The following is a 26984-nucleotide window of genomic DNA, read 5'->3' as shown; positions in this document are numbered from 1 at the left end:
CTTACTATTTCCCGCCCATTATCTGATGTACATTTCTTTCAATATTCTGCGCAATCGTCTCCATCGGAATATCATTTTCATCATTATTAAAAGGATCTTCGATTTCCTCAGCAATCAGTTCCAGACTCATCAACACGTAATAAACGAAAACCGTCAGCGGGATCATAAATAATCCAAGGTTAATTACATAGGCAACCGGCAAAGCCAATACATATAGAATAATGAATTTTTTAATGAAAGATGAGTAAGAATACGGAATCGGTGTGTTTTTTATTCTTTCGCAACCGCCACAAACATCCAGAAAACCGGAAATCTGCGTGTCTAAATACAGCATTTCAACATCAGAAATTTTACCCTGTTTTTTTAGCTGATATAATTTTTCAGTCAGCTGGATAATCAGATCATTGGGTCCGTGATTTTTCAAAGAATTTTTGATTTCTGAATAATCCTCATCCAAAGCCAGCCGCGTCGATTCCTGAGAAAGATGTTTTGCTAAGAGATGCGGAAAAAACTTCAGATATTTTGAAATCTGGTCAGCAGATTCTCTGTTGTCCGTAAGAATAATACTGATTTTGATGGCGAAATTTCTCGTGTCATTCACCAGTTTTCCCCAAAGTTTTCGGCCTTCCCACCAACGGTCGTACGCCGTGTTTGTCCTGAAAACCAAAAGCAGAGACAACACAAATCCCAATAAAGAATGAATCATCCCCACATTGCTGACCTTCGATTTTGAGGTTAAATGTAAATATTCAATCTCAAGATATTGGATTCCATAGGAGTAAAGCGCCATCAAAACCATCGTTGGAAACAGAATTTTCAGCGTATCACTTTTGTGTAAGCTGATCAGGATCTTCAGGAAATTTTTGGTGTTGTAGACTCTCATGGCTGATGTGCTTTTTGCAAAGATAAAATATTCGGATTATTGTTTTTCGTGGAAATTTTAATTTTCGAATTAAATAGCTCCCGCAGATTAGGCCGATGTCGCAGATTTTAATTAAATAATAGTTTTAAGTTGCCACGAATGCACGAATTTTAATGAATTAATGGCTGAATTCTGCATTTTAATTAAATAATAATTACAATTGTCGCAATTTGTCCTATTAAGAATAACTTGTATTTCCTTGCTAAGTTTGCGCCTTTATATAACTTAAAAAAGACGGATTAAATTTAAATTCTTTGTTTGGCTTTGCGTTTAATTAAAAAGTCGGGCAAAATTCGGTTGTTCAAATAATAAAGATTTATTCGTGCATTCGTGGCATTTTTTCACCATAATTATTCACAATCATCCATGCTGATCTGAGTATTCTGTGGCAACTAATCCCATCAAAATTTTTTCAAATTTCAAAAAAACACTATTTTTATTTCGCATTAAAAAACAAAACAGATGATTCTCGAAAACGTGGATGTAGTCAGCGACATCAGTAAAGAAGATTTTCAGGAAAATTATTTCAAGAAGAAAAAACCTCTTCTGATCAAAAACTACGCAAGTCGCTGGGAAGCTTTCGACAAATGGAATTTTGAGTTTATTAAAGAAAAAGCGGGCGAACAGGAAGTTCCACTCTACGACAATAAACCTGCGGATGCAAAGAAAAGTTCTGATGCACCAGTAACAAAGATGAAAATGAAGGATTATATCGACACGATAAAATCTAAACCTTCTGATCTGCGTATTTTCTTTTACATCATCACCGACAGGCTTCCTGAACTACTGAAAAACTTTACATATCCTGATTTGGGAATTAAGTTTTTCAAGCGGCTTCCGACTCTATTTTTTGGAGGAAGTGAAGCGCATGTTCTGATGCATTACGATGTTGATTTGGGAGATTTTATGCATTTCCATTTTGAAGGGAAGAAAAGAATTTTGCTGTTTGACCAGAAACAGTCAAAGTTTTTATATAAAGTTCCGCTTTCAGTTCATACGGTTTACGAAATCGATTACGAAAATCCTGATTACGAGAAATTTCCGGCTTTGAAATACGCCAAAGGCATTGAAATCTTTATGGAACACGGTGATGCGCTTTTTATTCCCGGCGCATTCTGGCATTTCAACAGATACTTGGAACCTGGTTTTTCAATGTCTCTCAGAGCTTTACCGAATAAACCTAAAGTTTTTGCGAATATGCTGTATCATGTTTTTGTTATGCGCTACACCGACAAAATTTTGCGGAAATTATTTAAATCTGAATGGGTAGATTATAAGCAGAAATGGGCGTATGAGAAGGCTACTGAGACTTTGGAAAAGCATTTAAGTAAAAAAAGAGAAGGTTTAAAATATTGACTTTAGCTAATGCAAAAAAATGGACTACAGATTTACTTTTCAGAAACATATTTTAATTGTTGGAAAAACTGAGGAGGAAAGACATAAAACTCTTGCCCAAATTCTTGAAAATAATAATCTTGAGCTTATTAGATTTCCCAAATCAATGAAGTCTCTCTCAGATTATCTAAATATAGTCCAGGCAAAAAAACTTTTCTCGCCGTTTTACGAAGCAAAACGAAAATATAATGATAACCAAATTTTTGATTTTCACATCGATTGGATTGCAGAAAACAATAGCCTTTTCGTTTTTGAAGAGTTTCAGAATGTTGATGATAAATTTAGCTTAGAAATAATGCGGATTGTAATTAATAATTTGGAAGCCAATCATCGATCAGGAACTAAAATAATAATGACTTTGGAAGATGAAACTGGTTTAATCAATCGTCTTGGTGAGATTGTAAATGAAACTGAATATAAAACAAAAACTCAGGTTGTAGAAAGTAATCTACAAATTATTGCATTATAAAATTATACTTAATTAATTATGTTCAATAAATATTTTGATGATGAAGTAGTTAAAAGTGAATACAAAAAGCAATTCATTTCGCTTTGGCCAGAATGGCTCGGTAAAGAAAACTATCATCTATTGGACGAAGTCACTGAGGCTGATTGGTCTAAATTTAATTCTTTAATAAATACTATTTTTAAGCATTACAGAATGCAACTCGTTGATTTAAAAGAGAGAAAATTAAATGAAATTAGTAACATTGATGAAACGCTTCCTAATTATGAAGATTCAATGACTAAAACATCAAATGAATTTTCAATTTATGTAATTCCGGAATTAGAATGTTTATTATCTGAAGATTGGGATTATACATTCATAATTTGGTACACCGATAAAAATGTCATCGAAAAGCTGAAACCCTTTATTGAAAAATCTGGATTGTATAGTTTTAGCTGATGTTACAGAACTTCTGTATGAGATTTAAAATCACCATTTCCCTCCTTCTTTTTTTATTCCTATTTTTACCAACCCAAATTTAAGTAAAACTCAATGGCAAAGGCGACGAAGAAAGAAACCCCGTTAATGACGCAGTACAACACCATCAAGGCGAAATATCCTGATGCGCTTTTGCTTTTCAGAGTGGGCGATTTCTACGAAACCTTCGGTCAGGATGCCGTAAGAACTTCTCAGATTTTGGGGATTGTTCTGACGAAAAGAGCCAATGGCGAAGGTCATATCGAACTGGCGGGTTTCCCGCATCATTCGGTGGATTCTTATTTGCCTAAATTGGTGAGAGCCGGCATTCGTGTGGCGATTTGTGACCAACTGGAAGATCCAAAAACCGTCAAAGGAATTGTAAAACGTGGTGTCACGGAATTGGTGACGCCCGGAGTGACTTTCAACGATCAGGTTCTGACTTCAAAAAAGAACAATTTCCTGCTTTCTCTTCATAAAGAAAAAGAAAAATACGGAATCGCTTTAGTCGATGTTTCTACCGGAGAATTTTTGGTGAGCGAAGGAAATTTAGATAAAATTTTACACATCATCAACACATTTGACCCGAGTGAAATTATTTACCAACGAAGTGTACAGATTCCCGATCAGCTGAAAAACAGAAACGTTTTCAAACTGGAAGACTGGGCTTATCAATACAATTTCGCTTACGAAAAGCTAACGAATCAGTTTAAAACCAATTCATTAAAAGGTTTTGGCGTTGAAGGTTTACCTTTGGCAATTACCGCAGCAGGAGCTATTTTCGCTTATCTGGTTGAAGATACGCATCACAAATTACTGGCGCACATTACCAAAATTCAGATTATTCCGCAGGAAGATTATCTGATGATGGATCATTTTACGCTGAGAAATCTCGAAATCGTTTACCCGAGCCATCCGAAAGGAAAATCACTTTTAGATATTATCGATAAAACTTCTACGCCTATGGGTGGAAGATTGTTGAGAAGAAGAATTATTCTGCCTTTAAAATCTGTTGAGGAAATTGGCAGACGGCTTTCATTAATTGACTTTTTAAATGAAAATGATCATTTAAAATATGAAATTTCACAATTACTGAGAGCGATCTCAGATTTAGACCGTTTGATGGGAAAACTGGCCGCAGAAAAAATTTCACCTAAAGAATTAGGTTATCTGCGTCAGAGTCTGATCAATATTCACAAAATTAAAGGATTGCTTCATCCTCACGCAGATGTCTTAGCCTGGTTGGAGCCTTTAAATTCATTAGATGATTTGATTCAACTGCTGGAAAATTATTTGAATGAAGAACTTCCTGTCAATTTAGCGAAAGGAAATGTGATCAAACAGAATATTTCCGAAGAACTCGATCATCTGAGAGGTTTACAAAACAAAGGACGTGGTTTTCTGGACGAAATGTGTCAGCGGGAAGTGGAACGCACCGGAATTACCAGTCTGAAAATTGATTTTAATAATGTTTTCGGATATTTTATTGAAGTAAGAAATACCCACAAAGATAAAGTTCCAAGCGATTGGATCAGAAAGCAGACGTTGGTGAATGCAGAAAGATACATCACAGAGGAACTGAAAGAATACGAAAGTCAGATTCTGGGCGCTGAAGAAAAGATCAGTGTTCTGGAAAATCAACTGTACCGAAAAGTATGTTCGGATACGATGATTTACATGGACAGAATCCAGGAAAATTCAAATATTATTGCGCAGCTTGATGTGGCAGTTGGTCTGTCTGAACTGGCGGTTTCTGAAAGTTATACCAAACCTGTTCTGAATGACGGTTTTAAAATTGACTTAAAGGAAGCCAGACATCCAATCATTGAAAATGCCCTTCCTTTAGGCGAAAAATATATTCCGAATGATATTTTTTTAGATAAAGATTCACAACAAATTATTATGGTGACCGGTCCCAACATGGCGGGTAAATCTGCGATTCTGCGTCAGACCGCAATTGTATGTCTGATGGCACAAATCGGAAGTTTTGTTCCTGCAAAACACGCTGAAATTGGAGTTTTAGATAAAATTTTCACAAGAGTTGGAGCTTCAGATAATATTTCTGCCGGAGAGTCAACATTCATGGTGGAAATGAATGAAGCGGCATATATTTTAAATAATATTTCAGACCGAAGTTTGATTTTATTGGACGAAATCGGCCGTGGAACTTCAACGTATGACGGGGTTTCCATTGCCTGGGCGATTGCGGAGTATCTTCATCAGCATCCTTCGCAGGCAAAAACTTTATTTGCAACGCATTATCACGAGTTAAATGAAATGACCGTGAATTTTGAGCGTGTGAAAAACTTTCACGTTTCCATTCAGGAGAATAAAGGGAATATTATCTTTTTGAGAAAACTTATTTCAGGAGGAAGCGAGCACAGTTTCGGTATTCATGTCGCAAAATTGGCGGGAATGCCTTCAAAAGTAGTGAACAGAGCCAACGAAATTCTGAAAACTCTGGAAGCCAGCCGTTCGCAGGGAGGCTCTTCTGAAGGTGTAAAAAGGGTTACCGGAGAAAATATGCAGCTTTCTTTTTTCCAGTTGGATGATCCTGTTCTGGAAAATATTAGGGAAGAACTCACGAAAATTGATATTAATACTTTGACACCGATTGAAGCTTTGATGAAGCTGAATTCGATTAAAAAGATGATTGGGAAGTAGTTAATTTCTGTTTTGAGTGAAATCAATAGAAATTAGGAAATTTCATTCTTCCGCGAACTTTCATCCCATTTACTTCACCGGGAATCCAGGTACCTTTAATTTTTAAAACAGATTTTACAGCTTCATTGTTGAGCTCTTCATTACTCCCAAAAGCTTCAACACCAGTTATAGAGCCATCTTTTTCAACTATAAATGTTACTTGTGAGCTTTCCTTTTTTCCGGTGTTTAAAATTTTTCTTGTCTTAAATTTTTTCTGTATCATCTTTAGGAAAGTTGCGTTACTTGACAAAACTCGGGAATTTTTTCCATTTCAATCTCAGTTTTTCCATTTTTTTCACGTAGAGCCAATTCATTGAGTTGACCGTAACTTTTTATGGAATCTTGTGCGAATACAATATAGGAGAAGAATAAATGAAAGACGATTAGTATTTTTGTCACAGTTATAGCTTTAACAAAGATAATTTTTATGGCCTAATATTCTTTGCTCGTCAAAGGAAAATACATGAGATAACGCACAGGTTCACCCTTAATGGTCGCGGGTTTCCAGCGTGCGAAAATTCGTTTTAAACCTAATTCAGCAGCTTCTGCATGTTTTTTATTGGTTCCGACGGCTGTTACGTTTCGGACATAACCGTTTTTTTCCACAATAAAATAAAGACGCGTATCTACTTTTTCTTTGATTTTTACATCCAGAGTTTCGATGCTTTCAAAGTATTTTCTTTTAAAAGCTTTAAGCCCACCGGGAAATTCGGGTATTGAATCTGCTTTTGTAACCACATCTTTCAGACTCATTTTGGTCTGCACTACAGAATAATCAGGATAGGCTGATGAGCTTTTGGTGCCTGTCGGTTTTGTCCCTGAAGTCTGAGCAGAGAAGGGTATGATGAATAATAAGCCAAGAAAAAAAAATGCTTTTTTCATGAAATTTAATTTAGTAATACTGATTCTGAAAATAAATTTCAGATGTATAGGTGACTTAAATTTCAGCAAAAAAGATACCACAAATATTTACATTTTATGAATTAATTTCTTTGAAGCGCTGGAATAGCGAAAATTATTAACAAAGTTTAACAGATTGTTTGCCATCAAGTTGTCAATGCTTTTTGCTAAATTTGAGAATGAAAAATTTTTTGGTTATTCTGTTACTAATTCTGGGATATTCTTCATCTCAAGCTCAGGTGCAGAATGATGTGACAGCAATGAATTATGAGGAGCTCGAACAGCGAATTCAAAAGGAGGGTGGCAAAATGGTGGTCGTTAATTTTTGGTCAACGACATGCGCGCCATGCGTAAGAGAGCTTCCTGATTTTATGATTATTAATGAAAAGTTTAAGAATAATCCTCAGTTTAAAATGATCTTAGTATCCTTAGACCGTGCAAAAGACAAGGAAAAAGTTATTCAGTTTATTAAAAAAAAGAATCTTACCGCAGAAGTTATTCTATTGGATGATATCAAAAGGATGAATACCTGGATTCCCAGATTTGATAAGAATTGGGAAGGCAATATACCGGTTACAGTTTTTTATAAGAATGGTGAGAAAGTACATTTCAATGACGGAGAAATGAGCAAAGAAGAATTAGAAAATACAGTTATTAAAAATTTATAAATATAAAAATGAAAAGATTCAAAACATTGTTTACAGCTTTTATGATAGGCTTCGCAGTGATGAGTTCTGCCCAGACAGCAAAAACAAGCTCTGAAACGCCGAAAGAAAATGCTGAGAAAAAAGGATATCAGGTAGGCGACAGGGTTCCCGACTTTAAGCTGAAGAATATAGATGGCAAAATGGTTTCGCTAAAAGATTTTGATGAAGCGAAAGGTTTTATCGTAATTTTTACCTGTAATCACTGTCCGTACGCTAAAAGTTATGAAGAGAGAATTATAGAATTAGATAAAACATATAAGAGAGATGGTTATCCTGTCATCGCTATTAATCCTAATGATCCAAAGGTTCAGCCTCAGGATGGTTTCAAAGAAATGGTAACAAGAGCTAAAGAAAAAGGATTTACATTTCCTTATCTCGTAGATGAAGGTCAGAAAGTTTATCCGCAATTTGGTGCTACAAAAACACCTCACGTATTTATTCTGAAAAAAGAAGGTGATACCAATGTTGTAAGATATATCGGCGCGATTGACAATAACTACGAAAATGCGGCTGAGGCTACAGAGCATTATGTAAAGGATGCTGTAAACTCTCTTATAAAAGGAGAACCGATAGCAACTACAAAGACTGTAGCGATTGGTTGCACCATAAAAGCAAAAAAATAAATTTCCTCAATTGGAATATTCAACAGAGCGGACTTTTGTCCGCTTTTTTTAAGCACAAATAAAAAAATACTTAAAAATTCAGTCAGATGAAATTCAAATTTAACCTGAAATATTTTCTCTTAACGACCTTTATTTTCCTTGTTGAAGTTCTGATAGCAACAGTTTTAAAAAATCAATTCTTTATCAGAGCCTATTTGGGCGACGTTATCGTTGTGATGCTGTTATATACTCTTGTGAAAAGCTTTTTCATAATTGACAGCACAAAACTAATTCTGGGAATTTTTGCATTTTCTTGCCTGGTAGAGTTTGCCCAGTATTTTAAGTTAGCAGACAAATTAGGCTTCCCGGAAGGAAGCCTGATGTATATTGTAGTCGGAAATTCCTTTTCGTGGATTGATATTGTATGTTATGGAGCGGGATGTTTAATTCTATATCTCATCGTTAAAATCAATTCCAGTCAGAAAAAACTAGGACAATCTGTATAATTTTTAGAAAAAATTTACCTGCCGAAAGAGTCATATTTATCTTCAGCATATTTTATAAAACGGTTCAGTAAAGCGACATTTTCTTTTTCCATCGGAGAAAGCTCACTGTCGACATTGTTAGAAACCGGAATATACCAATCGGTTTGTTCAAAAAAGGATCTGTACGTCTGCTTTTTAAATGAATAGCCATGTCTTGCGAAAACTGCATTTTTGATAATTTCCATATCCAGTTTTCTAAGATTTTTCAGGTCTTTTTCACTCAGTTTCTGTTTAGACGCATTGATTTTAAAAACCGCATCAGAAGCAATTCTGTTTTTTGATGAGGTGAACGTTTCTGTCTTACCGGTTTCTTCATCGGTATATTTTTCTTTAAAATCTCTCGGATTCTCCCAATCGATTAAGTCAGAATTTTCATCCAGCATAAAATTCGGATTGTAGACAAACTCTTTTTTAATCAGTTTTAAATTTTTCATTGGAGCTTTTACCGCAGACTTATTGAAGGCGGTCCACTTTCCTGTAATGCTGTCGTTATTCAGTTTGATTTCAAATCTTCCGTCGGTTTTATCACTTCCCGGTTCATCCAAAATAAATGACTGAGAACCTTCATTAAAAACACCTCTGAATGGTCGCTGAGTTCCATTCAAAACGGTCTGTCCGTAGACAGAATCCTGAGTAATCCTGTTGATTTTTAAGGATAGTCTTTTGTAATCTGTTCCTTCGTAATATTCTCCCGTTTCGTTATCATAAACCTCGCCTTTGCCTGCAAATTCTCCGGTGTAAATTCCATAGTATTCTTTATGAATTTCGGGAGCCACCACAGAATCTTTTGCTACAGTTAAGCTGTCAGCAGATTTTTTTTCGGTTGTTGCATCTTTTTTACAACTTGTTAAACCAACGGTCACCAGAGTGATTAAAGTAAATTTTAAAATTTTCATATTGATTAAATGTGTTTTTTGGTAATTAAATATTCTATCAAAATAATATTCGGAACCCAACCCAGCCATGCAATGATTTGGTAAACATCCATCGGATTTGGGTGAAATAAATATACAATAAAAACTTTCCACATTCTCAAAGTGATGGCAGAAATTGTGAATGCAAAACTTCGCCACATCCACTGTTTGTGTTCTGTGAATTTTTTCTGTCGCGCTAATTGATAAGCTTTAAAGGTTGAAAACCACCAAAGGCAACCTAAAATAACGAAAGAAATTTTAGATAAAAAACCGCCATTGGCGAAAATTCCCATGTAAATTCCGGATGGTGCCACAAGAAAAAGAATTAAAAAAATATATATCTTTCCTGCATTTTTATGAAAGTGTTTAATGCCAAAATCCTTTCTTAGAATGGCTAAAAATCCGGCTAACAAAACAAAAATACTCGTGTACACATGAGTGTAAAAAAAGTAAAGATATTCCGGTCTTTCCACCACTTCAGTCTGTTTAATCATTAAAAAGCTGACATTGGTATCTAAAGGGATATATTCTAAAGTGATTTTTAACATTAGCCAAAAGAAATATGCGAATCCAGCGGTGAGAAGGATCTTAAGAATGTAATTACTTTTTTTTCTAATTTCTAACAATGGTTATTGAATGTTAAAGATTCATAGAAATTGGTAATTTAAAAAGATATTTGACTGGTTCACCATTAAGTCGTGCAGGTTTCCATTTTGTTTTAGAAATAGTTTTTATAACTCTTTCCATTTCTTTATTCATCGATCTGTTTTCGCCTACCGCTATAATATCGGTAACATTGCCATCTAAATCAATAACAAACTGTGCTTCGGATTTTGCAGGTTTATTTGAATTTATTCGGCGAATGTCAAATGACTCGGAGAATTTTCGTCTAAACGCATTTATTCCTCCTGGATATTCAGGTAATATATCTACCTTTTCAAAAATATTATCACCAACACTGCTCTCGCTTTCTTTTTTATTGACTTCTTGAGAATAAATCGTTACTGAACTTATCATCAGCATAATAAAAAGTAGTTTTTTCATCACTGTATTTTATAAATTATTCAAATCCTGCGCAATCAGCCATGCTTCACTCCAGCAAGCCTGAAAATTAAAACCACCGGTTAAGGCATCTATATTTAAAACTTCTCCGGCCACGTAAAAGTTAGGCAAAATTTTCGAAGACATATTTTTAAAATTTATTTCTTTTAAATCTACACCACCTGCGGTTACAAATTCATCTTTATAAGTCGATTTTCCGGTTACCTGAAATTTCTTTTTGCAGAGGTTCTCCAAAATCGTCTGTATTTCTTTACCTGAAATGTTGGCAATCTGTTTATTTAAATCAACCTTTGAAACTTCTAAAATCCTTTGCCAAAAACGGTTGGTCACCTCAAAAATTTTTGATGATCCAATTGATTTTTTAGGATTTGAAATTTTAAAGTTCTGAAATAATTCTTCCGCCTCATCCATATCTTTAGAAATAAAGTTCACCTGAACTTCAAAATTGTATTTTACTTTTGCCAGATTAATCGCTTCCCAAGCCGAGATTTTTAAAATAGCAGGTCCGGAAAGTCCCCAGTGCGTAATCAAAAGCGGTCCGCTTTCTTCTGTTTTTAATTTGGGAATTGATGTTTCCGCCATTTCGAAGCTTGTTCCCAAAAGATCTTTCAGCAAGTCATCTTTTATATTAAATGTAAAAAGTGAAGGAACCAAATCGATGATTTTATGTCCTAAATTTTCAATCATCTTTAAAGATTTCGGCGAACTTCCTGTGGTGTAGATAACATAATCAGCGATGAAATCTCCCAAACTTGTAGAAACTAAGTATTGACCACCTCTTTCTATGATTTCTTTTACCGAACATTTCGTTTTTACGTCAACATTTTTCTGTTGAATTTCGTTCTGAAAAGTATTGATAATCGTCTGCGAAGAATTGCTTTCCGGGAAAACCCTGCTGTCGTTTTCAATCTTCAACGAAACTTTTCGTTTTTCGAACCAATCCATCGTGTCGCCGGGTTGAAATTTGGTGAAAACGCTCAACAATTCTTTGTTTCCGCGGGGATAGAACTGAACCAATTCTTTAGGATCAAAACAGGCGTGGGTAACGTTACATCTTCCGCCTCCTGAAATTTTCACTTTCTGAAGTACGTCTGAGTTCTGCTCAAGAATGGTGATTTTATATTTCTTTTCGTCAAGATTTGCTGCACAGAAAAATCCTGCGGCACCGCCTCCGATAATGATTATTTTCTTCATAGTTTGATATTAACCACAAAATGCACAATAGTTTTTGATTTAATTACCGATCAAGAAAGTCATTGATTTCGCCCTTTCAGGGCTGAGAAAACTTTGGGTAACTTTATTCATAGGGCTTTACCTTATGCTTTTGATGTCACCGCTTCGCGGCTTCTCTTCTTATTTCTTGTTACTTGATAAAAAATATTTAATCTTTTATGCAATGGATTATTTATGCAAAATTACAATTTTTATAAACCATCTTATTTGAGTAATTTTGATGATTGTAATTTTTGAATTTTAAAGCTCAAAATATAACCACAAAAGAATTATTTACTTTTTAATCCTTGAGCATCAATATTCAGTCAGTTTATCTTTGACTTCGTCGAATCTTCGATTTCCGTAGTAATCTCTGCTGAGTTTTGAATGACGATGTTTAGATTCCTACGGAATGACAAACAAAAGGTTAGATTTTTTATTTTTTGCTTTAAAAAAATTCAAATTAAAACTATTATTAAATGACTTTCTATCATACTTTTGAAGTTCGCTGGAGCGATCTTGACGCCAATAAACATCTTGCCAACTCGTCTTATGTGCAGTACTGTGCGCAAACGAGAATGGCTTTTATGAAAAAAGAAAAAATGGGAGTTACCCAAATGAGCAGATGGGGAATTGGCCCTGTGATTATGCACGAAAGATTTTCGTTTTTCAAGGAAATTTTCGCTGACCAAAAAGTCATTGTGAGCCTTGAAATCGACGGATGTGCAGAAGATGCAGCGATCTACCGTTTTATGCACAAGTTTTACCTTCCTGACGGTTCACATTGTGCGACTTCAGAAGCGACAGGTGTGTGGATTGATACCATGCTGAGAAAAATGACTTCTCCACCTGATGATGTGGTTGAAGCGATGAATAAGTACAAAACTGCTGAAACCATCTTGATGACGAGAGAAGACTTTAAAAAACTTCCTTTCCGCCCGGAAAATATTGACCCGGCGATTTTTAATAAATAAATGATCATCGATAAATGATGACTGATTTTTTTGCCATCAATTATCACTGATCGACCATCAATTATATAAAAAAGATATGTTTGAAGATAAAGAACCAGAATTAACACCCATCTCTAAATTGGGAGAATTTGGATTAATAAAACACTTAACAGAATTTTTTCCTTTGTCCAATGAATCTTCGGAAGTTGGAGTAGGAGATGATGCGGCTGTGATTAACCCCGGAAACAAAAAAGTTGTTTTAACTACTGATGTTCTGGCAGAAGGTGTTCATTTCAATTTAGGATATGTACCGTTAAAACATTTGGGTTACAAAGCCGTTGTGGTGAACTTGAGTGATATTGCAGCGATGAATGCAACGCCTACGCAGATTTTGGTTTCTCTTGCGGTTTCGAACCGTTTTCCGGTGGAGGCTTTGGAAGAACTGTATTCAGGAATTCAGGCAGCTTGCGGAAGATATAAAGTCGATTTGATCGGTGGAGATACAACAAGTTCAAACGCAGGTTTGGTGATGAGCATTACTGCGGTTGGAATTGAAGATGAAGAAAATATTGTGAAAAGAAGCGGCGCAAAACCGAACGATTTGCTGGTTGTTTCCGGAGATTTGGGTGGAGCTTATATGGGACTTCAGATTTTGGAAAGAGAACATGCCGTTTTCTTAGCGGATCCCAATATGCAGCCTGAGATGGAAGGTTTCGATTATATTTTAGAAAGACAGTTGAAGCCGGAAGCAAGAACCGATGTAAAAGGAATTTTAGAGCAGTTGGATATCAAACCAACTTCTATGATTGATGTTTCAGACGGTCTGGCTTCTGAAATTTTACATCTTTCTGATCAGTCAAAAGTAGGATTCAGATTGTATGAAGAGAAAATTCCGATGGATAATCTGACGATTACAACGGCGGACGATTTGAATTTAAATCCAGTGATGACGGCATTAAGCGGAGGTGAAGATTATGAATTGCTGTTCACGATTGCTTCAGAAGATTTTGATAAGATAAAAAACCATCCGGATTTTACGATTATCGGTCATGCTGTTGAGAAGGAAGAAGGAAATTTCATGGTTGCGAGAGGTTCTAACCAATTGGTAGCTTTAACGGCGCAAGGTTGGGATGCTTTTTTAGGAAATCAACAAAATGATTAAAATTTAATTTAAATATTTTGAAGCCACTGCATTTTTGTAGTGGTTTTTGTTAATTTTAACGGGTGAAAAGTCATTCATGCAGTGAATTCGCAATGCATTGATGCAGATATTTCTTAAGTTAAGAAAAACGCGTTGCACAAAATAGTATGTATTCGTGATTATAATTAATCTATTTTACAAAAAATTATGTAAAAAATCTAAATAGGAATATATTATTGTAGTGCAGGTAAAAACATCTTTTATGAAAAATATTATTATAATTTTAAGTTGTCTGATTATAGGATTCATTGCTGGATATCTAATATCTAATTTATCAAAGGATAAATATTCTATGATGAGAGTCCCTGATTCAGGTAGTAGCTATGGAGATTTAATTATTTTAGATAAAGAAACAGGCGATATCTATGTGGGTAATGAAAGTGACGGATACAAAAATTTTGAAAAAAGGAAAGTAATAAAATAAATGAAAAAACTAATTATACTTGCATTATTTACTGTATCATTATCTGCTACAGCACAAAAGCAAATTTATGAAGCAGATAATCTAAAGGAAGTGATTGCAAGGCATAAAAGGGTTGCAATACTACCTTTCTATGTGGCCATCACACACCGGAAGCAAAATGAGGCACTGAGCGCAGAAATGAATCGTCAGCAGGAACAAACAATGGCGAAAAGCATACAGACTAGTATGTACACTTTTCTATTAAGAAAACGTAAAGAATATACCGTAGAATTTCAGGACGTAGATAAGACAAATATTTTACTTAAGCGTGCTGGAGTGCTGGATAAATTGGAAGACTTAACAAAGGATGAAATTGCTAAAATACTTGAAGTAGACGCAATAATCAGCGGAAAATTTGAAAATGAACAAACGAGAAGTGACAGGCAGGCGCGTAATAATGCTCTATGGTTAGGTACAGGTGGTAAAACAGGTTCAGGAACGCTTACAATGGTTTTAAATGAAGGTGCTACTGGTGAGATGGTTTGGAGGTTTTACAAAACTATGGATGACAATTATAGAAAGAGTACCGATGATCTAGTCGAAAGTATGATGAGAAAACTTTCAAGAAATTTTCCTTATACAAAATAGTTTTAATGTGTTATTTTAAAATTTTCGGAATAACTTTGTGAATTTTCCAATTATGTTGGAAGGCAGAACAACGATTAATATTTAATGTAAATATTGTGAAGCCACTGCATTTTTGTAGTGGTTTTTTGTTTTAAATAATTAATTTGCAAATGAAAATTTGTTGGATGAAATTAATAGTTTATTCTCTTTTCTTACTTTTTATTTCGTGTAAAGGGATTGATGAAAATGAAGTTTACGGAAAATATTATCCTGTATCATATAATAATACTTTTGATACAATAATCATTAAAAAAGAAGGGAAATACAGAAGAGTACTTTACGATAAGATGAAAAGAAAACTATTAGATTATGAATCTACATATAGTTTAGATGCTAATTCGATTAAATTTGAAAGTTTCTATTTTAATCTAGATAAAAATTTAGTTGCTTTTCCAGATGATGTTAAAGATGTTGATATGACTTTTAGTACATATTTTGAAGAAATTGACGGAAACCTGAGCCTCTGTTTTGGCTATCATGAAGGAGAAAATTGCTACAAAAAATTGCTAAGCAAATAAATTGAAAAATTATTAAGCTTTCACAATATTCACAATCACCTCCAGCGCTTTTTCCATACTTTCCAGGGCAACATACTCGTACGGTCCGTGGAAATTCATTCCGCCTGCAAAAATATTCGGACAAGGCAGTCCCATATACGATAATTGCGCTCCGTCTGTTCCACCTCTGATGGCTTTGATTTTCGGTTCAATATTCGCTTCTTTCATTGCTTTTGCAGCAAGATCAACGATGTGCATTTTTCCTTCGAACTGCTGCTTCATATTGCGGTACTGTTCTTTAATCTCCACTTCAGCCGTACCTTCACCATACTTTTGGTTAAATTCAGCAACTTTTTCCTCCATGAATTTCTTTCTCACTTCAAATTTCACTTCGTCATGATCACGGATGATGTATTGAAGTTTAGCTTCAGAAATATCAGCAGTGATATCCATTAAATGATAAAATCCGTCAAAACCTTTTGTTGTTGCCGGAGTTTCATTCGCAGGAAGTAACTGAATAAATTCTGCCGCCAAAAGACCTGCATTCACCATTTTTCCGAAAGCATAACCAGGATGCACGCTCAAGCCGTGGATTTTCACGATAGCTCCAGCTGCGTTGAAGTTTTCATATTCCAGTTCTCCAACTTCACTTCCGTCCATTGTATACGCAAACTCTGCCCCAAATTTAGCTACATCAAATTTGTGCGCGCCTCTTCCGATTTCTTCGTCAGGAGTGAAACCAACGGCCATTCTTCCATGTTTAATTTCAGGATGAGCAATTAAATATTCTGCAGCCGTTACGATCTCTGCACAACCTGCTTTGTCATCAGCTCCCAAAAGTGTATTTCCGTCAGTTGTAATGATAGTCTGACCGATATATTGTTTTAAACTTTCAAATTTTGCAGGAGATAAAGTGAAGTTCGTTTCTTTATTTAAAACCAAATCTTCGCCCTGATAATTTTCCCAAACCTGAGGTTTTACGTTTTCACCATTGAAATCCGGTGAAGTATCGTAATGCGAAATAAATCCGATGGTTGGCTGACTGTCGTTTTCCAGATTTGATGGAACATAAGCCATAATGTAACCATGATCGTCGATAGAAACGTCTTCCAAACCGATAGTTTTCAGTTCTTCTACAATGTAATTGGCGATGTCCCACTGTCTTTCAGTAGACGGTGTTGCTTCACTTTCTGCGTCGCTGGTTGAATATATTTTTACATAGCTGAGAAAACGGTTCAGTAGTTTTTCTCTCCACATTTCGTTGAATTCGATTGTACTCATTAGATGTCTAAAATTTTAACAAAGTTAGCAAATTTGATGCTGAGAACATGTTTTTTGTATTTGAATATGAGGTATTGAAATTATGAATCAGATATAAATTATTGGTTATCAAAAGAATCTTAGCTTTGTTTTGTACAACAAACGAATTGTTTTAGTTTTATTATATTTGAGAAAATCAAAAGTGAAAATGTTTCTTACAGAATGTCCTAGAGATGCCATGCAGGGTTGGGGAGAATTTATTCCGACTGCCAAAAAAATCGATTATATCAACTCACTGATGGAAGTGGGTTTTGATGTTTTAGATTGTCTGAGTTTTGTTTCTCCAAAAGCAATTCCGCAAATGGCTGATTCTGCTGAGGTTGCCGAAAATATTGACAAGTTTTTATCCAATACCAAAGTTTCTGCCATCATCGGAAATTATCGTGGAGCTGAGAAAGCATTGGCGCATCAGTCGGTGGATATTTTAGGGTTTCCGTTTTCTATTTCTGAAACTTTTCAGCACAGAAATACCAATAAAAATCAGGAAGAAGCTTTTGATGAAGTAGTTAAAATGCTGGAGCTGACTAAAAGCGAAGGCAAAGAACTCAATCTTTATTTCTCCATGGCATTTGGAAATCCGTACGGCGAAATGTGGAAATGGGAAGATGTAGATTTCTGGGCAAAGCGTTTTTCTGAAATTGGAATTAAAAACATCTTACTGTCTGATACTACAGGAGTTGCAACAGCGGAAACGATCTCTGTGTTGTTTGAAAAAATTCCTTCAAAGTATCCGAATATTGATTTCGGAGCGCATTTTCATAACCGTTACGAAGATTCTTATTCTAAATTAAAATCTGCTTACGATAAAGGATGTAGAAGATTTGATTCTGCCATCAAAGGAATTGGTGGCTGCCCGATGGCAAAAGATGATTTGGTGGGAAATATGCCGACCGAACAGGTTATCAACTTTATGAGCGTAGAAAAAGCGGAACACAAATTGAATTTACTAAATTTCGAAAGTTCTTATAACAGAGCGAAAGATATTTTTCATTTCTGAGATAACGTCTCATTTATTTTAATTAAAAAATTATGACATCAAAAATAACATACATCGGCGGACTAAGATGTTCAGCAGAACATTTACAGTCAGGCACCGTTATCGAAAGTGACGCGCCTACCGACAACCACGGAAAAGGAGAAAAGTTTTCACCAACCGATCTTTGCGCGACTTCTTTAGCAGAATGTGCTTTGACAACCATTGCCATTTTAGGAAAAGACAAAAAGATCAATATCGACGGAGCGTACTGTACACTTCAGAAAATTATGAAAACAGAGCCGAGAAGAATCGGGGAAATCGTATGTAACTTTGTTTTTCCTGACTCATATTCAGATAAAGAAAAAGCGTTCATCGAAGAAACCGCTCATAACTGTCCGGTAGCCAGAAGCCTTCATCCGGAATTGGTACAGACCATGATTTTTATTTATCAATAAAACAGACCGCAGAGATTTCTGCGGTTTTATTTTTACCGTACAATGATTTTTCGGATTTGAAAGATTTAAGTAAATCAGAGTCATCTGTGCAAAAAATTATTTTAAATATGCTTCCGATTATTTCATCACAACAATTAAAAAATCTCACCTCTGAAAATCTCATCATTCTCGATGCAAGGGTTGGTAAAGATGCACGCCAAAAATATCTTGATAAACATATAAAAGGAGCAGGATTTATTGATTTAGATAAAGATTTGGCAGAAACAGGAAAAGACGCCGCATTTGGTGGAAGACATCCGCTTCCAACCATTGACAAGTTTGGAGAAACAATTTCCCATTTAGGAATTTCTGAAGATGCTCACATTGTAATTTATGATGATAAAAACGGAGCGAATGCTGCAGCGAGAGCTTGGTGGATGCTGAAATCTTTTGGGTTAAAAAATGTTCAGGTTTTAGATGGCGGTTTTCAGGAAGCAGAAAAGAACGATTTAGAATTTTCATCTGGCGAAGAAACTTTTAAAAAAACTGAAATCAATAACAGGAAAGAATGGCTTCTGCCAATTTCTGAGTTGGAAGATGTTGAAAATGAATTGGTAAACAATTCGGCAACAGTAATTGATGTTAGAGATTCATATCGCTTTAAGGGTGAATCTGAACCGATTGATTTAGTTGCGGGACATATTCCGGGTGCCATTAATATTCCTTTTTCTGAAAATCTAGATGAATATGGATGTTTCCATAAACCTGAAATTCTAAGAGAAAAATATTTAAAATTATTAGAGAATAAGCCTGAGAAATTAATCATTCACTGCGGTTCCGGAGTTACAGCCTGTCACACAATTTTAGCTTTGAATTATGCCGGTTTTGCAATTCCGGATCTGTATGTAGGCTCGTGGAGTGAATGGAGCAGACGAGAAGGGAAAGAAGTTGCAAAGGAGATTTAGATTAAACTATACTTTGTCATTCCGCAGGAATCTAAGCTATTATAATTAAACATTGCCGAGATTTCTACGGAATGACAACATATATTTAAAGAATAAAAAAATCAGGATTTGTAAGAAGCAAAAAAAGCTGCCAAAATCTTGACAGCCTCATTTATTTTTACGAAAATTTAGAGCATTCCCAGCTCAAATTTTGCCTCTTCACTCATCATATCTTTGTTCCAGGTCGGCTCAAAAGTAAGCTCGAGTTCTACCTCTTTTACGTTTTCTACTTCTTTCACTTTGTCTTTTACCTCTTGCGGAAGGCTTTCCGCAACGGGACAGTTTGGGCTCGTTAAGGTCATGATGATTTTCACATCAGCTTCTTCCGAAATCTGAACGTCATAAATCAATCCCAATTCGTAAATATCCACCGGAATTTCCGGGTCGTAAACGGTTTTCAGTACTCTTATAATTTCTTCACCGATGTCGGCAATCTGATCGTCTGTAAAGTTCATTTGTTAATCTAAATTGATATTTCTCTGCAATAAATCTTCCTGGCGCATACGTCGGAAAATGTTTGCCAAAGTTAAGACATCTTTTTCACAATAGTCAACAATTCGCTGCAAGTCTTTTTCTATGTAGTAAATTGATGAAACCATTGAGCCGTCGATGTCATCTTTCGGGGTTGGAATTCCAAAAACATGCGCTAATAATTCCAGAGAAATAAAGCTTTTGTAATCCCCAAATTTCCATAATTCCATAGTGTCGAGATGTGGAATCTCCCAAGGTTTTTTCCCAAACATCTGAAAAGGCGAAGGTGGCTGCATTCCGTTAATCAAAAAACGTCTGGCTATCCATGGAAAGTCAAATTCTTTCCCATTATGAGCGCAGAGAATCACGTCGCGAAGTCTAGGACTGTTGAACAGTTCGCCAAATTCCTGCAGCAGTTTTTTCTCGTCATCGTTGGCAAAACTCTTTATCCTTAGAGTTTCATTTTTCTCGAGCATCCCAATGGTGATGCAGATGATCTTTCCAAACTCAGCCATAATTCCGGCTCGTTCGTAAAACTCTTCTGCTGAGAATTCATCCTTACGCTGAAATCTTGTTTTTTTATCCCAAAGTTTTTGCTCGGTTTCCGGAATTTCATTCCAGTTTCCGTACAATGGAACAGTTTCAATATCAAGGAATAAAACTTTTTCTAAAGGAATGTTCTGTATCATATTTGTGTATGATTAATCGATTTTAAAAACTATTTTTTAATTAAGATCTATCCAACCTGCAATCCGTTTTTTGTTGGAAGAGAAGGTGATAAAAGCGTGACATCTTTAGCATCTTCACCATAAACGCCCAAGACCAGGCATGCGCTGAAGAAATTGGCGATCTGCTTTTTAGGAAAATTCACGACGGCTAAAATCTGTTTTCCAACTAAATCTTCTTTTTGATAAAGCGTGGTAATCTGAGCGGCTGATTTTCTGATTCCTAAATCTCCAAAATCAATTTCAAGCTGATAGGAAGGATTTCTCGCCTTTTCAAAATCATTTACGGAAATAATTGTTCCGCACCGGATATCTAATTTTTCAAAATCTGCCCAGGATATTTCAGGTTTAACATTCATGATGAATAGGTTTTCTTAATGAAATTAAGTGTTAAAACAAAAGTATTAAAATTTAGATTTAAAATTTAAGCAAAACTATCAGATAGCACACGAAAATTTTTTAATTTTACTTAAAACACAAAATATGCTGATCAAAATTTATGGAAGTTCCATCTTCGGGGTCTCTGCGCAGACCATCACTATAGAAGTAAACATTGATACGGGCGGAGTAGGTTATCACCTCGTCGGTTTACCTGATAATGCAATCAAAGAAAGCAGTTACAGGATCTCGGCTGCACTGAAGAACGTCGGCTACAAAATCCCGGGAAAGAAAATTACGATAAATATGGCGCCTGCAGATTTGCGGAAAGAAGGAGCTGCCTACGATCTGAGCATTGCCATCGGGATTTTGATTGCCTCAGATCAGATTATGGGTGAAAATGTACAGGACTACATTATCATGGGAGAATTGTCGCTTGATGGAAGTCTGCAACCCATAAAAGGAGTTCTGCCGATTGCTATTCAGGCAAGGGAAGAAGGTTTTAAAGGAATTATTCTGCCGAAACAAAATACCAGAGAGGCCGCCATCGTCAATAATCTGGATGTGTATGGCGTAGAAAATATTAAAGAGGTTATTGATTTCTTTAATGAAGGGAAACCATTGGAGAAATTTGTTTTAGATACGCGTAAAGAATTTCAGGATAAAATAAACAGTTTTCCGTTTGATTTTTCTGAGGTAAAAGGTCAGGAAACGGCTAAGAGGGCGATGGAAGTTGCCGCTGCCGGCGGACATAACATTATCCTCATCGGCCCTCCCGGAAGTGGAAAAACGATGTTGGCGAAAAGAGTTCCGAGTATTTTGCCGCCACTTACTTTGAAGGAAGCATTAGAAACCACAAAAATTCATTCTGTAGCCGGAAAAATGGGGACGGAAACTTCATTAATGACCGTTCGTCCTTTCAGATCACCTCATCACACAATTTCTGACGTCGCACTTGTCGGTGGTGGCAGTTATCCTCAGCCGGGCGAAATTTCATTGGCTCACAACGGTGTTTTATTTCTGGATGAAATGCCTGAATTTAAAAGAACGGTTTTGGAGGTGATGCGCCAGCCATTGGAAGACCGCGAAGTAACGATTTCGAGAGCAAAATTTACCATCAATTATCCCTCAAGTTTTATGTTGGTGGCTTCAATGAATCCGAGTCCGAGCGGATATTTTCCTGATGATCCGAATAATACTTCGTCATCCTTTGAAATGCAACGCTACATGAATAAGCTTTCGGGACCGCTTTTAGACAGAATTGATATTCATGTTGAAGTTCAGAAAGTTGAGTTTGAACAACTGGCAGAAAAAAGAAAAGGAGAAAAAAGTGAGGATATCAGGAAACGTGTTTTGATAGCACGTGAGATCCAGAACGAGAGGTATAAAGATCTGTCAATCAGTTATAATGCTCAAATTGGTTCCCGTGAACTGGAGAAGTTCTGTGAGTTGGATGAATCCTGTTTTAGCCTCATCAAAACAGCCATGGAGAAACTGAATCTTTCTGCGAGAGCGTACGACAGAATTTTAAAAGTGGCAAGAACGATTGCAGATTTGGAAGAAGCTGAAAATATTCAGTCACATCATATTTCTGAAGCCATACAGTACAGAAGTCTGGATCGCGAGTTTTGGAATGTTTAAATAAAAATGTGCTAGGACAGCTTTTTTGATTTCAAAATAAGTTTAAAGCAAGTTCATTAAAAAATGATTCGGACTGCGACTCAGCATCATCAAAGAATTAACTAGCGCCTATAATCTATTTCAAAATAAGAGATTATCAGTTTAATCTTCTTGTAAGAAGCACATTTAAAAGAAAAGTACCTTGCCAACTGTTTGTGAAATTATCAACACGAACCACCACCACATTAAGTCTTGTTTTCCCTCCCGTCCCATTATTATTGATAGAAACCATATTGGCATTGTAAACATCCGGAAGCGAACTGCTGTTGCCAACAGTTAATTGTGGATAGAGGCCTGTCGTATTAAACTGGTTACCCTGAAATTCATATACAATACTCATTTTTGCGGGGGTGCCAGTACCTGGAATTGTTGAAGTTTTGGAAATAACCCACCAATTATCACTATCAAAGGTTGTGTTGGTGTGAGCTGAGAAATCAGGTGTAAATGAATTATGTGGAGGTATTTTCAGTTGACCACCATAGATATCGACATTTGTCGACCTGATAGGCTGCCATACTCCAGGTGCAGGAAGAATAGTGGTGTCAAAATAGTAAAACCCCGGCGAGCCGATATTTACCGCTGATCCAGTTGCTGTACCTGTCGTACTGTCATTGATGTATATAAGTGTTGAGAGTGCGGTAGCGGGACTTGTGTTGTTCCCGATAGCCTGTGCCCGTTCTCTGTCTAAATTAGGAATGATAATACCATCCTTGTTTTCGGGATTTAAAGTGCCGGTTGGGCGGGCTGCAGTAATATCCAAGGTGCTTTTGGGCGATTGATTGTTAATTCCAACTTGTGCAAATGTGTGGGAATTAATGGCCAAAAGTAAAAAGAGGTAAACTTTTTTCATTTATGTAATTTTAAAATTTGTGTAATTATTGAATTTTAAACTTATTACTGATATTGCTTTGTTTCTTTATTATTCATAAAATCTGGAAATGAAATTATGAACAAGTCAGTAAGGTCGTTATAGCACTTGTCTTATAAGATTAGCTATTTATTTACTTACACCAAAACACCATACTTTATTGGCTATCAATGTCATGGTGGTTTTTGTTGACTGTGCTTCAAATAAAATCTACCTCATCTAATGCTTCTCCAAAAGTGGAGATATTCGTAATAATCCTGTAATAATTTTTCAAATATAATAAACTATAATGAATTACGAATGCGCTTAAAATAATTTTTTTTAAGTGATTTAAATCTTATTCTGATCGATTTGGAAATCTGTTTTTTTTAAAATTTAGGATTTTATTGCAGATTTTTTGATGTATTTATTACTTGTTGAAACTGTAATCAAAGTGCTTGACTTTTAATTATTAAGAAAAAACAATAGAATACAAAAGTCGTGATCAGAATTGATCATTCTTTACAATCTAGCACAAAAGCCACCACAGAACAAACTCTTCAAGTTTACCGTCTTTAAAATAAAATAGAAAAGCATCATCCCTATCTTTACCGACAGAAATCCTGTACCGGAATACATTTTTTTGATCTGTAATTTCTTTTTTCAACTGGGGAAATAATTTTTGAAATTCTTCAATCGTTGTATTCTGATTGAGTAAAATGTGATGGGATTTTATTTCAAAATTATTCTTTGCAGCATCAGCGGAATTAAACAGAACAATGTGTTTGTTTGAATTAAATTCTGCACTGTGGGTATACACTGAACTTATCTTTCCGTCAAATCTTTCGAAAGTTCCAGACTGAGAATTTTTTCTGCCGTAGGTTTTGATCATCCAGTTTTCGTCTAACCATTCAAACGGGCTTCCGCATTCCCATACATCCGTTTTCAAAGAATCTTTTGTGGGATACAGTCTGTCAAATTCAGCTAATGAAAGGACTATTTGGTGACCATTGATTTCAGCATCTTCAATTTCTAAAAAATCTTTCGTAAATGCCTGTGATTTCGGGAGAGTGATTTCCTTTAATTCCGTGTTATTGTTTGGTTTTACGCTTGAATCAGTTTTACTTTTAATTAAATTTTCAGTAATGACGGAACTTTTATCATTTTTCTTCTGACAGTTGAGCAGAACGAATACAATCGAAAGAGAAAATAATTTAATAAGTTTCATAATGGTGGAGATGATTTTTTTCTACTTCAATTTAATAAAAAAACCGTGAAATAAATTCCACGGTTTTCAATATTATTTTAGAAAAATTATTTCTTTTTCTTTTTTGCAGGAGCAGCAGTTTTAATTTTAGATGCGCCTGTATCAGCTGGAGTATTTTCGTCTCTCACTAATTTCAATTCGTCAACCAATCTTCTTGCACCAGCATATTTGTCGATTGTCCATAGAACAAAACGAATATCTACGCTGATGGTTTTTTGCCACTGATCTTCAAATACGATGTCACCACTTAAAGCTTCGCTGTTTCCGTCGAATGCGATACCAATTAAGTTTCCATCACCGTCAATTACCGGAGAACCAGAGTTACCACCTGTAATATCGTTGTTTGACAAGAAGTTTACCGGAAGGTAACCTGCTTTATCAGCATACTGACCGTAATCTTTTGCATTTTGAAGCGCAATCACTCTTTGTGGAAGATCAAATTCTTCGTCGCCTGCCTTGTATTTACCTACTAAACCTTCCATTGTTGTGTAATAGTTTTCTGTTACACCGTAATAGTTTCTGTCTGTTCTTACAGGCAAAGTATCAATCTGTCCGTATGTTAATCTCATAGTAGAGTTAGCATCCGGATAGAATTTTTTCTCAGGCATTGCTTTCATCAAACCAGCTAAGAAAAGACGGTTGTTGTTTGCAAAGTTATCATCGATTTTTACAAATCTTTCTCCAGAAGCTTTCTGATCTTCAGCTACTCCTCTCGCAATTTTTAAAAGCGGATCTGCATCCAGTTTCAAACGGTCTGGGTTTAGAACAAAATTCGTTACTGAAGTTTTGTTTGCAAAGATTGATGAGAATGCCACAGTAGATAAACTGTTAGCATCCAAAGCCATAATTGTTGGTGATGCAACATCTGCTTTTACTCTTGTTTTATAAAGATTCACCAAAGAATTCAGCATTTCTCCTTCCAGTTCAGGGTTGATGTTATCGTAAGCATCTTTAATCGCTGCCTCAACTTTAGGTTTCATAGCCAATCTTCCTGCCATATCCTGTTTTGCATAAGCATCAAGAGCCGGAGCCAATTGGTATGCTAAAGCGATATATTTTGCATTTCTGGTAAGAAGTGAAGCGTAATTTCTTTCAACATTTCTGTCAGACACCTGTCTGTAGTACGTGTTGATTTGATCTAAAACACCATCATACATCTCGTTACCAGGCTGTGCAGACCATTGTCTGAATGTTTTTTCGATATTCTGTTTGTCAGAGATTGTTCCGTTTTTGATAACGGCATCAATTGTTCCCTGTCTGTTTTTCCAGTAGTTAGCAACAGAAGCGTACTGAGAAGCATAAGCCAACTGAGTGGTCTTATCTTTATCCATGTACTTCTTCATTACATCCATTGCCATTTTAGAAGTTTCTACCCAAGCCGGATAATCTTTAGAAACCATTTGGTTGATTCCATAAGAAGTCAGGTAACGGTTGGTTCTTCCTGGGTAACCTAAGATCATTGAGAAGTCACCTGGCTTAATTCCTTTAATAGAAACGGGTAAAAAGTGTTTAGGTTTCAAAGGAACGTTGGTAGGAGCAAATTCTGCTGGGTTTCCTGCTGCGTCTGCATACACTCTGAAAACTGTGAAGTCTGCAGTATGTCTTGGCCATTCCCAGTTATCTGTATCACCACCGTATTTTCCTAAAGCTGATGGTGGTGCACCTACTAATCTGATATCTTTATAATCCTGATATACGAAGAAATAAAATTCATTTCCGTTGAAGAAATCTCTTACAACAACGGTATATTTTCCGTTTTCAGAATTTTCTGTCTGAATTGCTTTTGTTTCAGCATCAATTACAGCTTTTCTCTCAGCTGCAGTCATGTTGTTGTTTAGTTTAGAATTGATTCTCTGCGTAGCATCATCCATTCTCACCAAAAATCTTACATAAAGATCTTTTGCATTAAACTCGTCTTTTTCTTTCGTTGCCCAAAAACCGTTTTTCAGGTAATCTTTTGAAGGTGTAGAAGCAGCTGCTACAGCGCCGTAACCACAGTGGTGATTGGTAAAGATCAACCCTTTGTCGGATACGATTTCTCCGGTACAAAATCCTCCAAAGCTTACAATCGCATCTTTCAGACTTGAGTTGTTCACAGAATAGATTTCTTCTGGAGTAAGGTGCAGACCTTCTTTCTGCATATCAACACCGTTAAGTCTTTTGATGAGCATTAACAGCCACATCCCTTCATCTGCCCTCATCTGGGCAAAACCTAACAAGAAAGTGAATAGTAAAAATATTCTTTTCATTTTTA

General features: G+C 35.8%; 30 protein-coding genes. 16 read left to right on the top strand and 14 right to left on the bottom strand.

Going from position 1 to position 26984, the window contains the following annotated elements; all coding sequences use genetic code 11:
- Window positions 1-4: 4 nt before the first annotated feature.
- Window positions 5-883 (bottom strand): bestrophin family protein, encoded by an 879-nt coding sequence (locus OMO38_RS04250; RefSeq protein ID WP_264748976.1) that lies wholly within the window; start codon window positions 881-883, stop codon window positions 5-7.
- Between the two features lie 501 nt (window positions 884-1384).
- Between OMO38_RS04250 and OMO38_RS04245 the strand changes: the two genes are divergently transcribed.
- The 4 genes from OMO38_RS04245 (at window position 1385) to mutS (ending at window position 5906) form a co-directional block, all read left to right on the top strand.
- Complete coding sequence (locus tag OMO38_RS04245; RefSeq protein ID WP_264748975.1) at window positions 1385-2278, top strand: cupin-like domain-containing protein; 894 nt, start codon at window positions 1385-1387, stop codon at window positions 2276-2278.
- 19 nt (window positions 2279-2297) lie between these two features.
- Window positions 2298-2786 (top strand): hypothetical protein, encoded by a 489-nt coding sequence (locus OMO38_RS04240; protein WP_264748974.1) that lies wholly within the window; start codon window positions 2298-2300, stop codon window positions 2784-2786.
- Window positions 2787-2804: 18 nt separating this feature from the next.
- Complete coding sequence (locus OMO38_RS04235) at window positions 2805-3224, top strand: hypothetical protein (protein ID WP_264748973.1); 420 nt, start codon at window positions 2805-2807, stop codon at window positions 3222-3224.
- Between the two features lie 93 nt (window positions 3225-3317).
- A complete protein-coding gene (gene mutS, locus OMO38_RS04230) occupies window positions 3318-5906 on the top strand; it encodes a DNA mismatch repair protein MutS (protein ID WP_264748972.1) in 2589 nt (862 codons plus the stop codon).
- A gap of 22 nt (window positions 5907-5928) precedes the next feature.
- Here the strand turns inward: mutS and OMO38_RS04225 are convergent, their stop codons facing one another.
- Together OMO38_RS04225 and OMO38_RS04220 are read right to left on the bottom strand one after the other, a co-directional pair.
- On the bottom strand, window positions 5929-6168 hold the full coding sequence (locus OMO38_RS04225) for an energy transducer TonB (RefSeq protein ID WP_264748971.1): 240 nt from the start codon (window positions 6166-6168) through the stop codon (window positions 5929-5931).
- A gap of 209 nt (window positions 6169-6377) precedes the next feature.
- On the bottom strand, window positions 6378-6827 hold the full coding sequence (locus OMO38_RS04220) for an energy transducer TonB (protein ID WP_264748970.1): 450 nt from the start codon (window positions 6825-6827) through the stop codon (window positions 6378-6380).
- A 197-nt stretch (window positions 6828-7024) separates the two neighbouring features.
- Here OMO38_RS04220 and OMO38_RS04215 point away from each other — a divergent pair, with 197 nt between their 5' ends.
- The 3 genes from OMO38_RS04215 to OMO38_RS04205 all read left to right on the top strand — a co-directional run bounded on the left by OMO38_RS04215 (window position 7025) and on the right by OMO38_RS04205 (window position 8660).
- A complete protein-coding gene (locus OMO38_RS04215; RefSeq protein WP_264748969.1) occupies window positions 7025-7513 on the top strand; it encodes a TlpA disulfide reductase family protein in 489 nt (162 codons plus the stop codon).
- Between the two features lie 8 nt (window positions 7514-7521).
- Entirely contained in the window at window positions 7522-8175 is a 654-nt protein-coding gene (locus OMO38_RS04210; RefSeq protein WP_264748968.1) for a thioredoxin family protein, read from the top strand.
- 86 nt (window positions 8176-8261) lie between these two features.
- Window positions 8262-8660, top strand: a complete 399-nt coding sequence (locus tag OMO38_RS04205; protein WP_264748967.1) for a ribosomal maturation YjgA family protein — start codon at window positions 8262-8264, stop codon at window positions 8658-8660.
- A gap of 14 nt (window positions 8661-8674) precedes the next feature.
- Here the strand turns inward: OMO38_RS04205 and OMO38_RS04200 are convergent, their stop codons facing one another.
- The 4 genes from OMO38_RS04200 to OMO38_RS04185 form a co-directional block, all read right to left on the bottom strand.
- Complete coding sequence (locus OMO38_RS04200) at window positions 8675-9595, bottom strand: YARHG domain-containing protein (protein ID WP_264748966.1); 921 nt, start codon at window positions 9593-9595, stop codon at window positions 8675-8677.
- A 5-nt stretch (window positions 9596-9600) separates the two neighbouring features.
- Window positions 9601-10161 (bottom strand): DUF2306 domain-containing protein, encoded by a 561-nt coding sequence (locus OMO38_RS04195; protein ID WP_264748965.1) that lies wholly within the window; start codon window positions 10159-10161, stop codon window positions 9601-9603.
- Between the two features lie 91 nt (window positions 10162-10252).
- Window positions 10253-10657: an energy transducer TonB gene (locus OMO38_RS04190; RefSeq protein WP_264748964.1), complete on the bottom strand. Its 405-nt coding sequence runs from the start codon at window positions 10655-10657 to the stop codon at window positions 10253-10255.
- Window positions 10658-10666: 9 nt separating this feature from the next.
- Entirely contained in the window at window positions 10667-11869 is a 1203-nt protein-coding gene (locus tag OMO38_RS04185) for a BaiN/RdsA family NAD(P)/FAD-dependent oxidoreductase (protein ID WP_264748963.1), read from the bottom strand.
- A gap of 497 nt (window positions 11870-12366) precedes the next feature.
- Here OMO38_RS04185 and OMO38_RS04180 point away from each other — a divergent pair, with 497 nt between their 5' ends.
- The 5 genes from OMO38_RS04180 (at window position 12367) to OMO38_RS04160 (ending at window position 15649) form a co-directional block, all read left to right on the top strand.
- Window positions 12367-12861 (top strand): acyl-CoA thioesterase, encoded by a 495-nt coding sequence (locus OMO38_RS04180; RefSeq protein ID WP_264748962.1) that lies wholly within the window; start codon window positions 12367-12369, stop codon window positions 12859-12861.
- 76 nt (window positions 12862-12937) lie between these two features.
- The gene (thiL, locus tag OMO38_RS04175) at window positions 12938-14002 is read left to right on the top strand and encodes a thiamine-phosphate kinase (RefSeq protein ID WP_264748961.1); all 1065 of its coding nucleotides are present in this window, start codon (window positions 12938-12940) and stop codon (window positions 14000-14002) included.
- 241 nt (window positions 14003-14243) lie between these two features.
- Window positions 14244-14465: a hypothetical protein gene (locus tag OMO38_RS04170; protein WP_264748960.1), complete on the top strand. Its 222-nt coding sequence runs from the start codon at window positions 14244-14246 to the stop codon at window positions 14463-14465.
- The gene (locus tag OMO38_RS04165) at window positions 14466-15092 is read left to right on the top strand and encodes a hypothetical protein (protein ID WP_264748959.1); all 627 of its coding nucleotides are present in this window, start codon (window positions 14466-14468) and stop codon (window positions 15090-15092) included.
- A 164-nt stretch (window positions 15093-15256) separates the two neighbouring features.
- On the top strand, window positions 15257-15649 hold the full coding sequence (locus tag OMO38_RS04160; RefSeq protein WP_264748958.1) for a hypothetical protein: 393 nt from the start codon (window positions 15257-15259) through the stop codon (window positions 15647-15649).
- A 12-nt stretch (window positions 15650-15661) separates the two neighbouring features.
- Here OMO38_RS04160 and pepT read toward each other — a convergent pair whose 3' ends face one another.
- Window positions 15662-16909, bottom strand: coding sequence for a peptidase T (pepT, locus tag OMO38_RS04155; protein WP_264748957.1), 1248 nt, complete (start codon window positions 16907-16909; stop codon window positions 15662-15664).
- 187 nt (window positions 16910-17096) lie between these two features.
- Between pepT and OMO38_RS04150 the strand changes: the two genes are divergently transcribed.
- The 3 genes from OMO38_RS04150 (at window position 17097) to OMO38_RS04140 (ending at window position 19323) form a co-directional block, all read left to right on the top strand.
- Window positions 17097-17945 carry a hydroxymethylglutaryl-CoA lyase gene (locus tag OMO38_RS04150; protein WP_264748956.1) on the top strand — a complete coding sequence of 283 codons (849 nt, stop codon included), beginning with the start codon at window positions 17097-17099 and terminating at the stop codon, window positions 17943-17945.
- A 32-nt stretch (window positions 17946-17977) separates the two neighbouring features.
- A complete protein-coding gene (locus OMO38_RS04145; protein WP_264748955.1) occupies window positions 17978-18379 on the top strand; it encodes an OsmC family protein in 402 nt (133 codons plus the stop codon).
- 86 nt (window positions 18380-18465) lie between these two features.
- Window positions 18466-19323, top strand: a complete 858-nt coding sequence (locus OMO38_RS04140; RefSeq protein ID WP_319804179.1) for a sulfurtransferase — start codon at window positions 18466-18468, stop codon at window positions 19321-19323.
- A gap of 167 nt (window positions 19324-19490) precedes the next feature.
- On the opposite strand, the gene OMO38_RS04135 is transcribed toward OMO38_RS04140, so the two are convergent.
- The 3 genes from OMO38_RS04135 to OMO38_RS04125 are packed head-to-tail and all read right to left on the bottom strand — an operon-like array spanning window position 19491 to window position 20917.
- Entirely contained in the window at window positions 19491-19817 is a 327-nt protein-coding gene (locus OMO38_RS04135) for an SUF system Fe-S cluster assembly protein (RefSeq protein ID WP_264748954.1), read from the bottom strand.
- Between the two features lie 3 nt (window positions 19818-19820).
- Window positions 19821-20522: a 3'-5' exonuclease gene (locus OMO38_RS04130; protein ID WP_264748953.1), complete on the bottom strand. Its 702-nt coding sequence runs from the start codon at window positions 20520-20522 to the stop codon at window positions 19821-19823.
- Window positions 20523-20569: 47 nt separating this feature from the next.
- A complete protein-coding gene (locus OMO38_RS04125) occupies window positions 20570-20917 on the bottom strand; it encodes a tRNA-binding protein (protein ID WP_264748952.1) in 348 nt (115 codons plus the stop codon).
- Window positions 20918-21041: 124 nt separating this feature from the next.
- Between OMO38_RS04125 and OMO38_RS04120 the strand changes: the two genes are divergently transcribed.
- Window positions 21042-22577 (top strand): YifB family Mg chelatase-like AAA ATPase, encoded by a 1536-nt coding sequence (locus OMO38_RS04120; protein ID WP_264748951.1) that lies wholly within the window; start codon window positions 21042-21044, stop codon window positions 22575-22577.
- Between the two features lie 136 nt (window positions 22578-22713).
- Here OMO38_RS04120 and OMO38_RS04115 read toward each other — a convergent pair whose 3' ends face one another.
- The 3 genes from OMO38_RS04115 to OMO38_RS04105 form a co-directional block, all read right to left on the bottom strand.
- Complete coding sequence (locus tag OMO38_RS04115) at window positions 22714-23376, bottom strand: hypothetical protein (RefSeq protein ID WP_264748950.1); 663 nt, start codon at window positions 23374-23376, stop codon at window positions 22714-22716.
- 616 nt (window positions 23377-23992) lie between these two features.
- A complete protein-coding gene (locus OMO38_RS04110; RefSeq protein ID WP_264748949.1) occupies window positions 23993-24691 on the bottom strand; it encodes a hypothetical protein in 699 nt (232 codons plus the stop codon).
- An 86-nt stretch (window positions 24692-24777) separates the two neighbouring features.
- Complete coding sequence (locus tag OMO38_RS04105) at window positions 24778-26979, bottom strand: S46 family peptidase (protein WP_264748948.1); 2202 nt, start codon at window positions 26977-26979, stop codon at window positions 24778-24780.
- Between the last annotated feature and the right edge of the window lie 5 nt (window positions 26980-26984).

The organism is Chryseobacterium kimseyorum (genome assembly GCF_025971945.1).
Taxonomy (GTDB): domain Bacteria; phylum Bacteroidota; class Bacteroidia; order Flavobacteriales; family Weeksellaceae; genus Chryseobacterium; species Chryseobacterium kimseyorum.
Note: the sequence above shows the minus strand (reverse complement) of the source record. Positions and strands in the feature narration are given on the sequence as shown.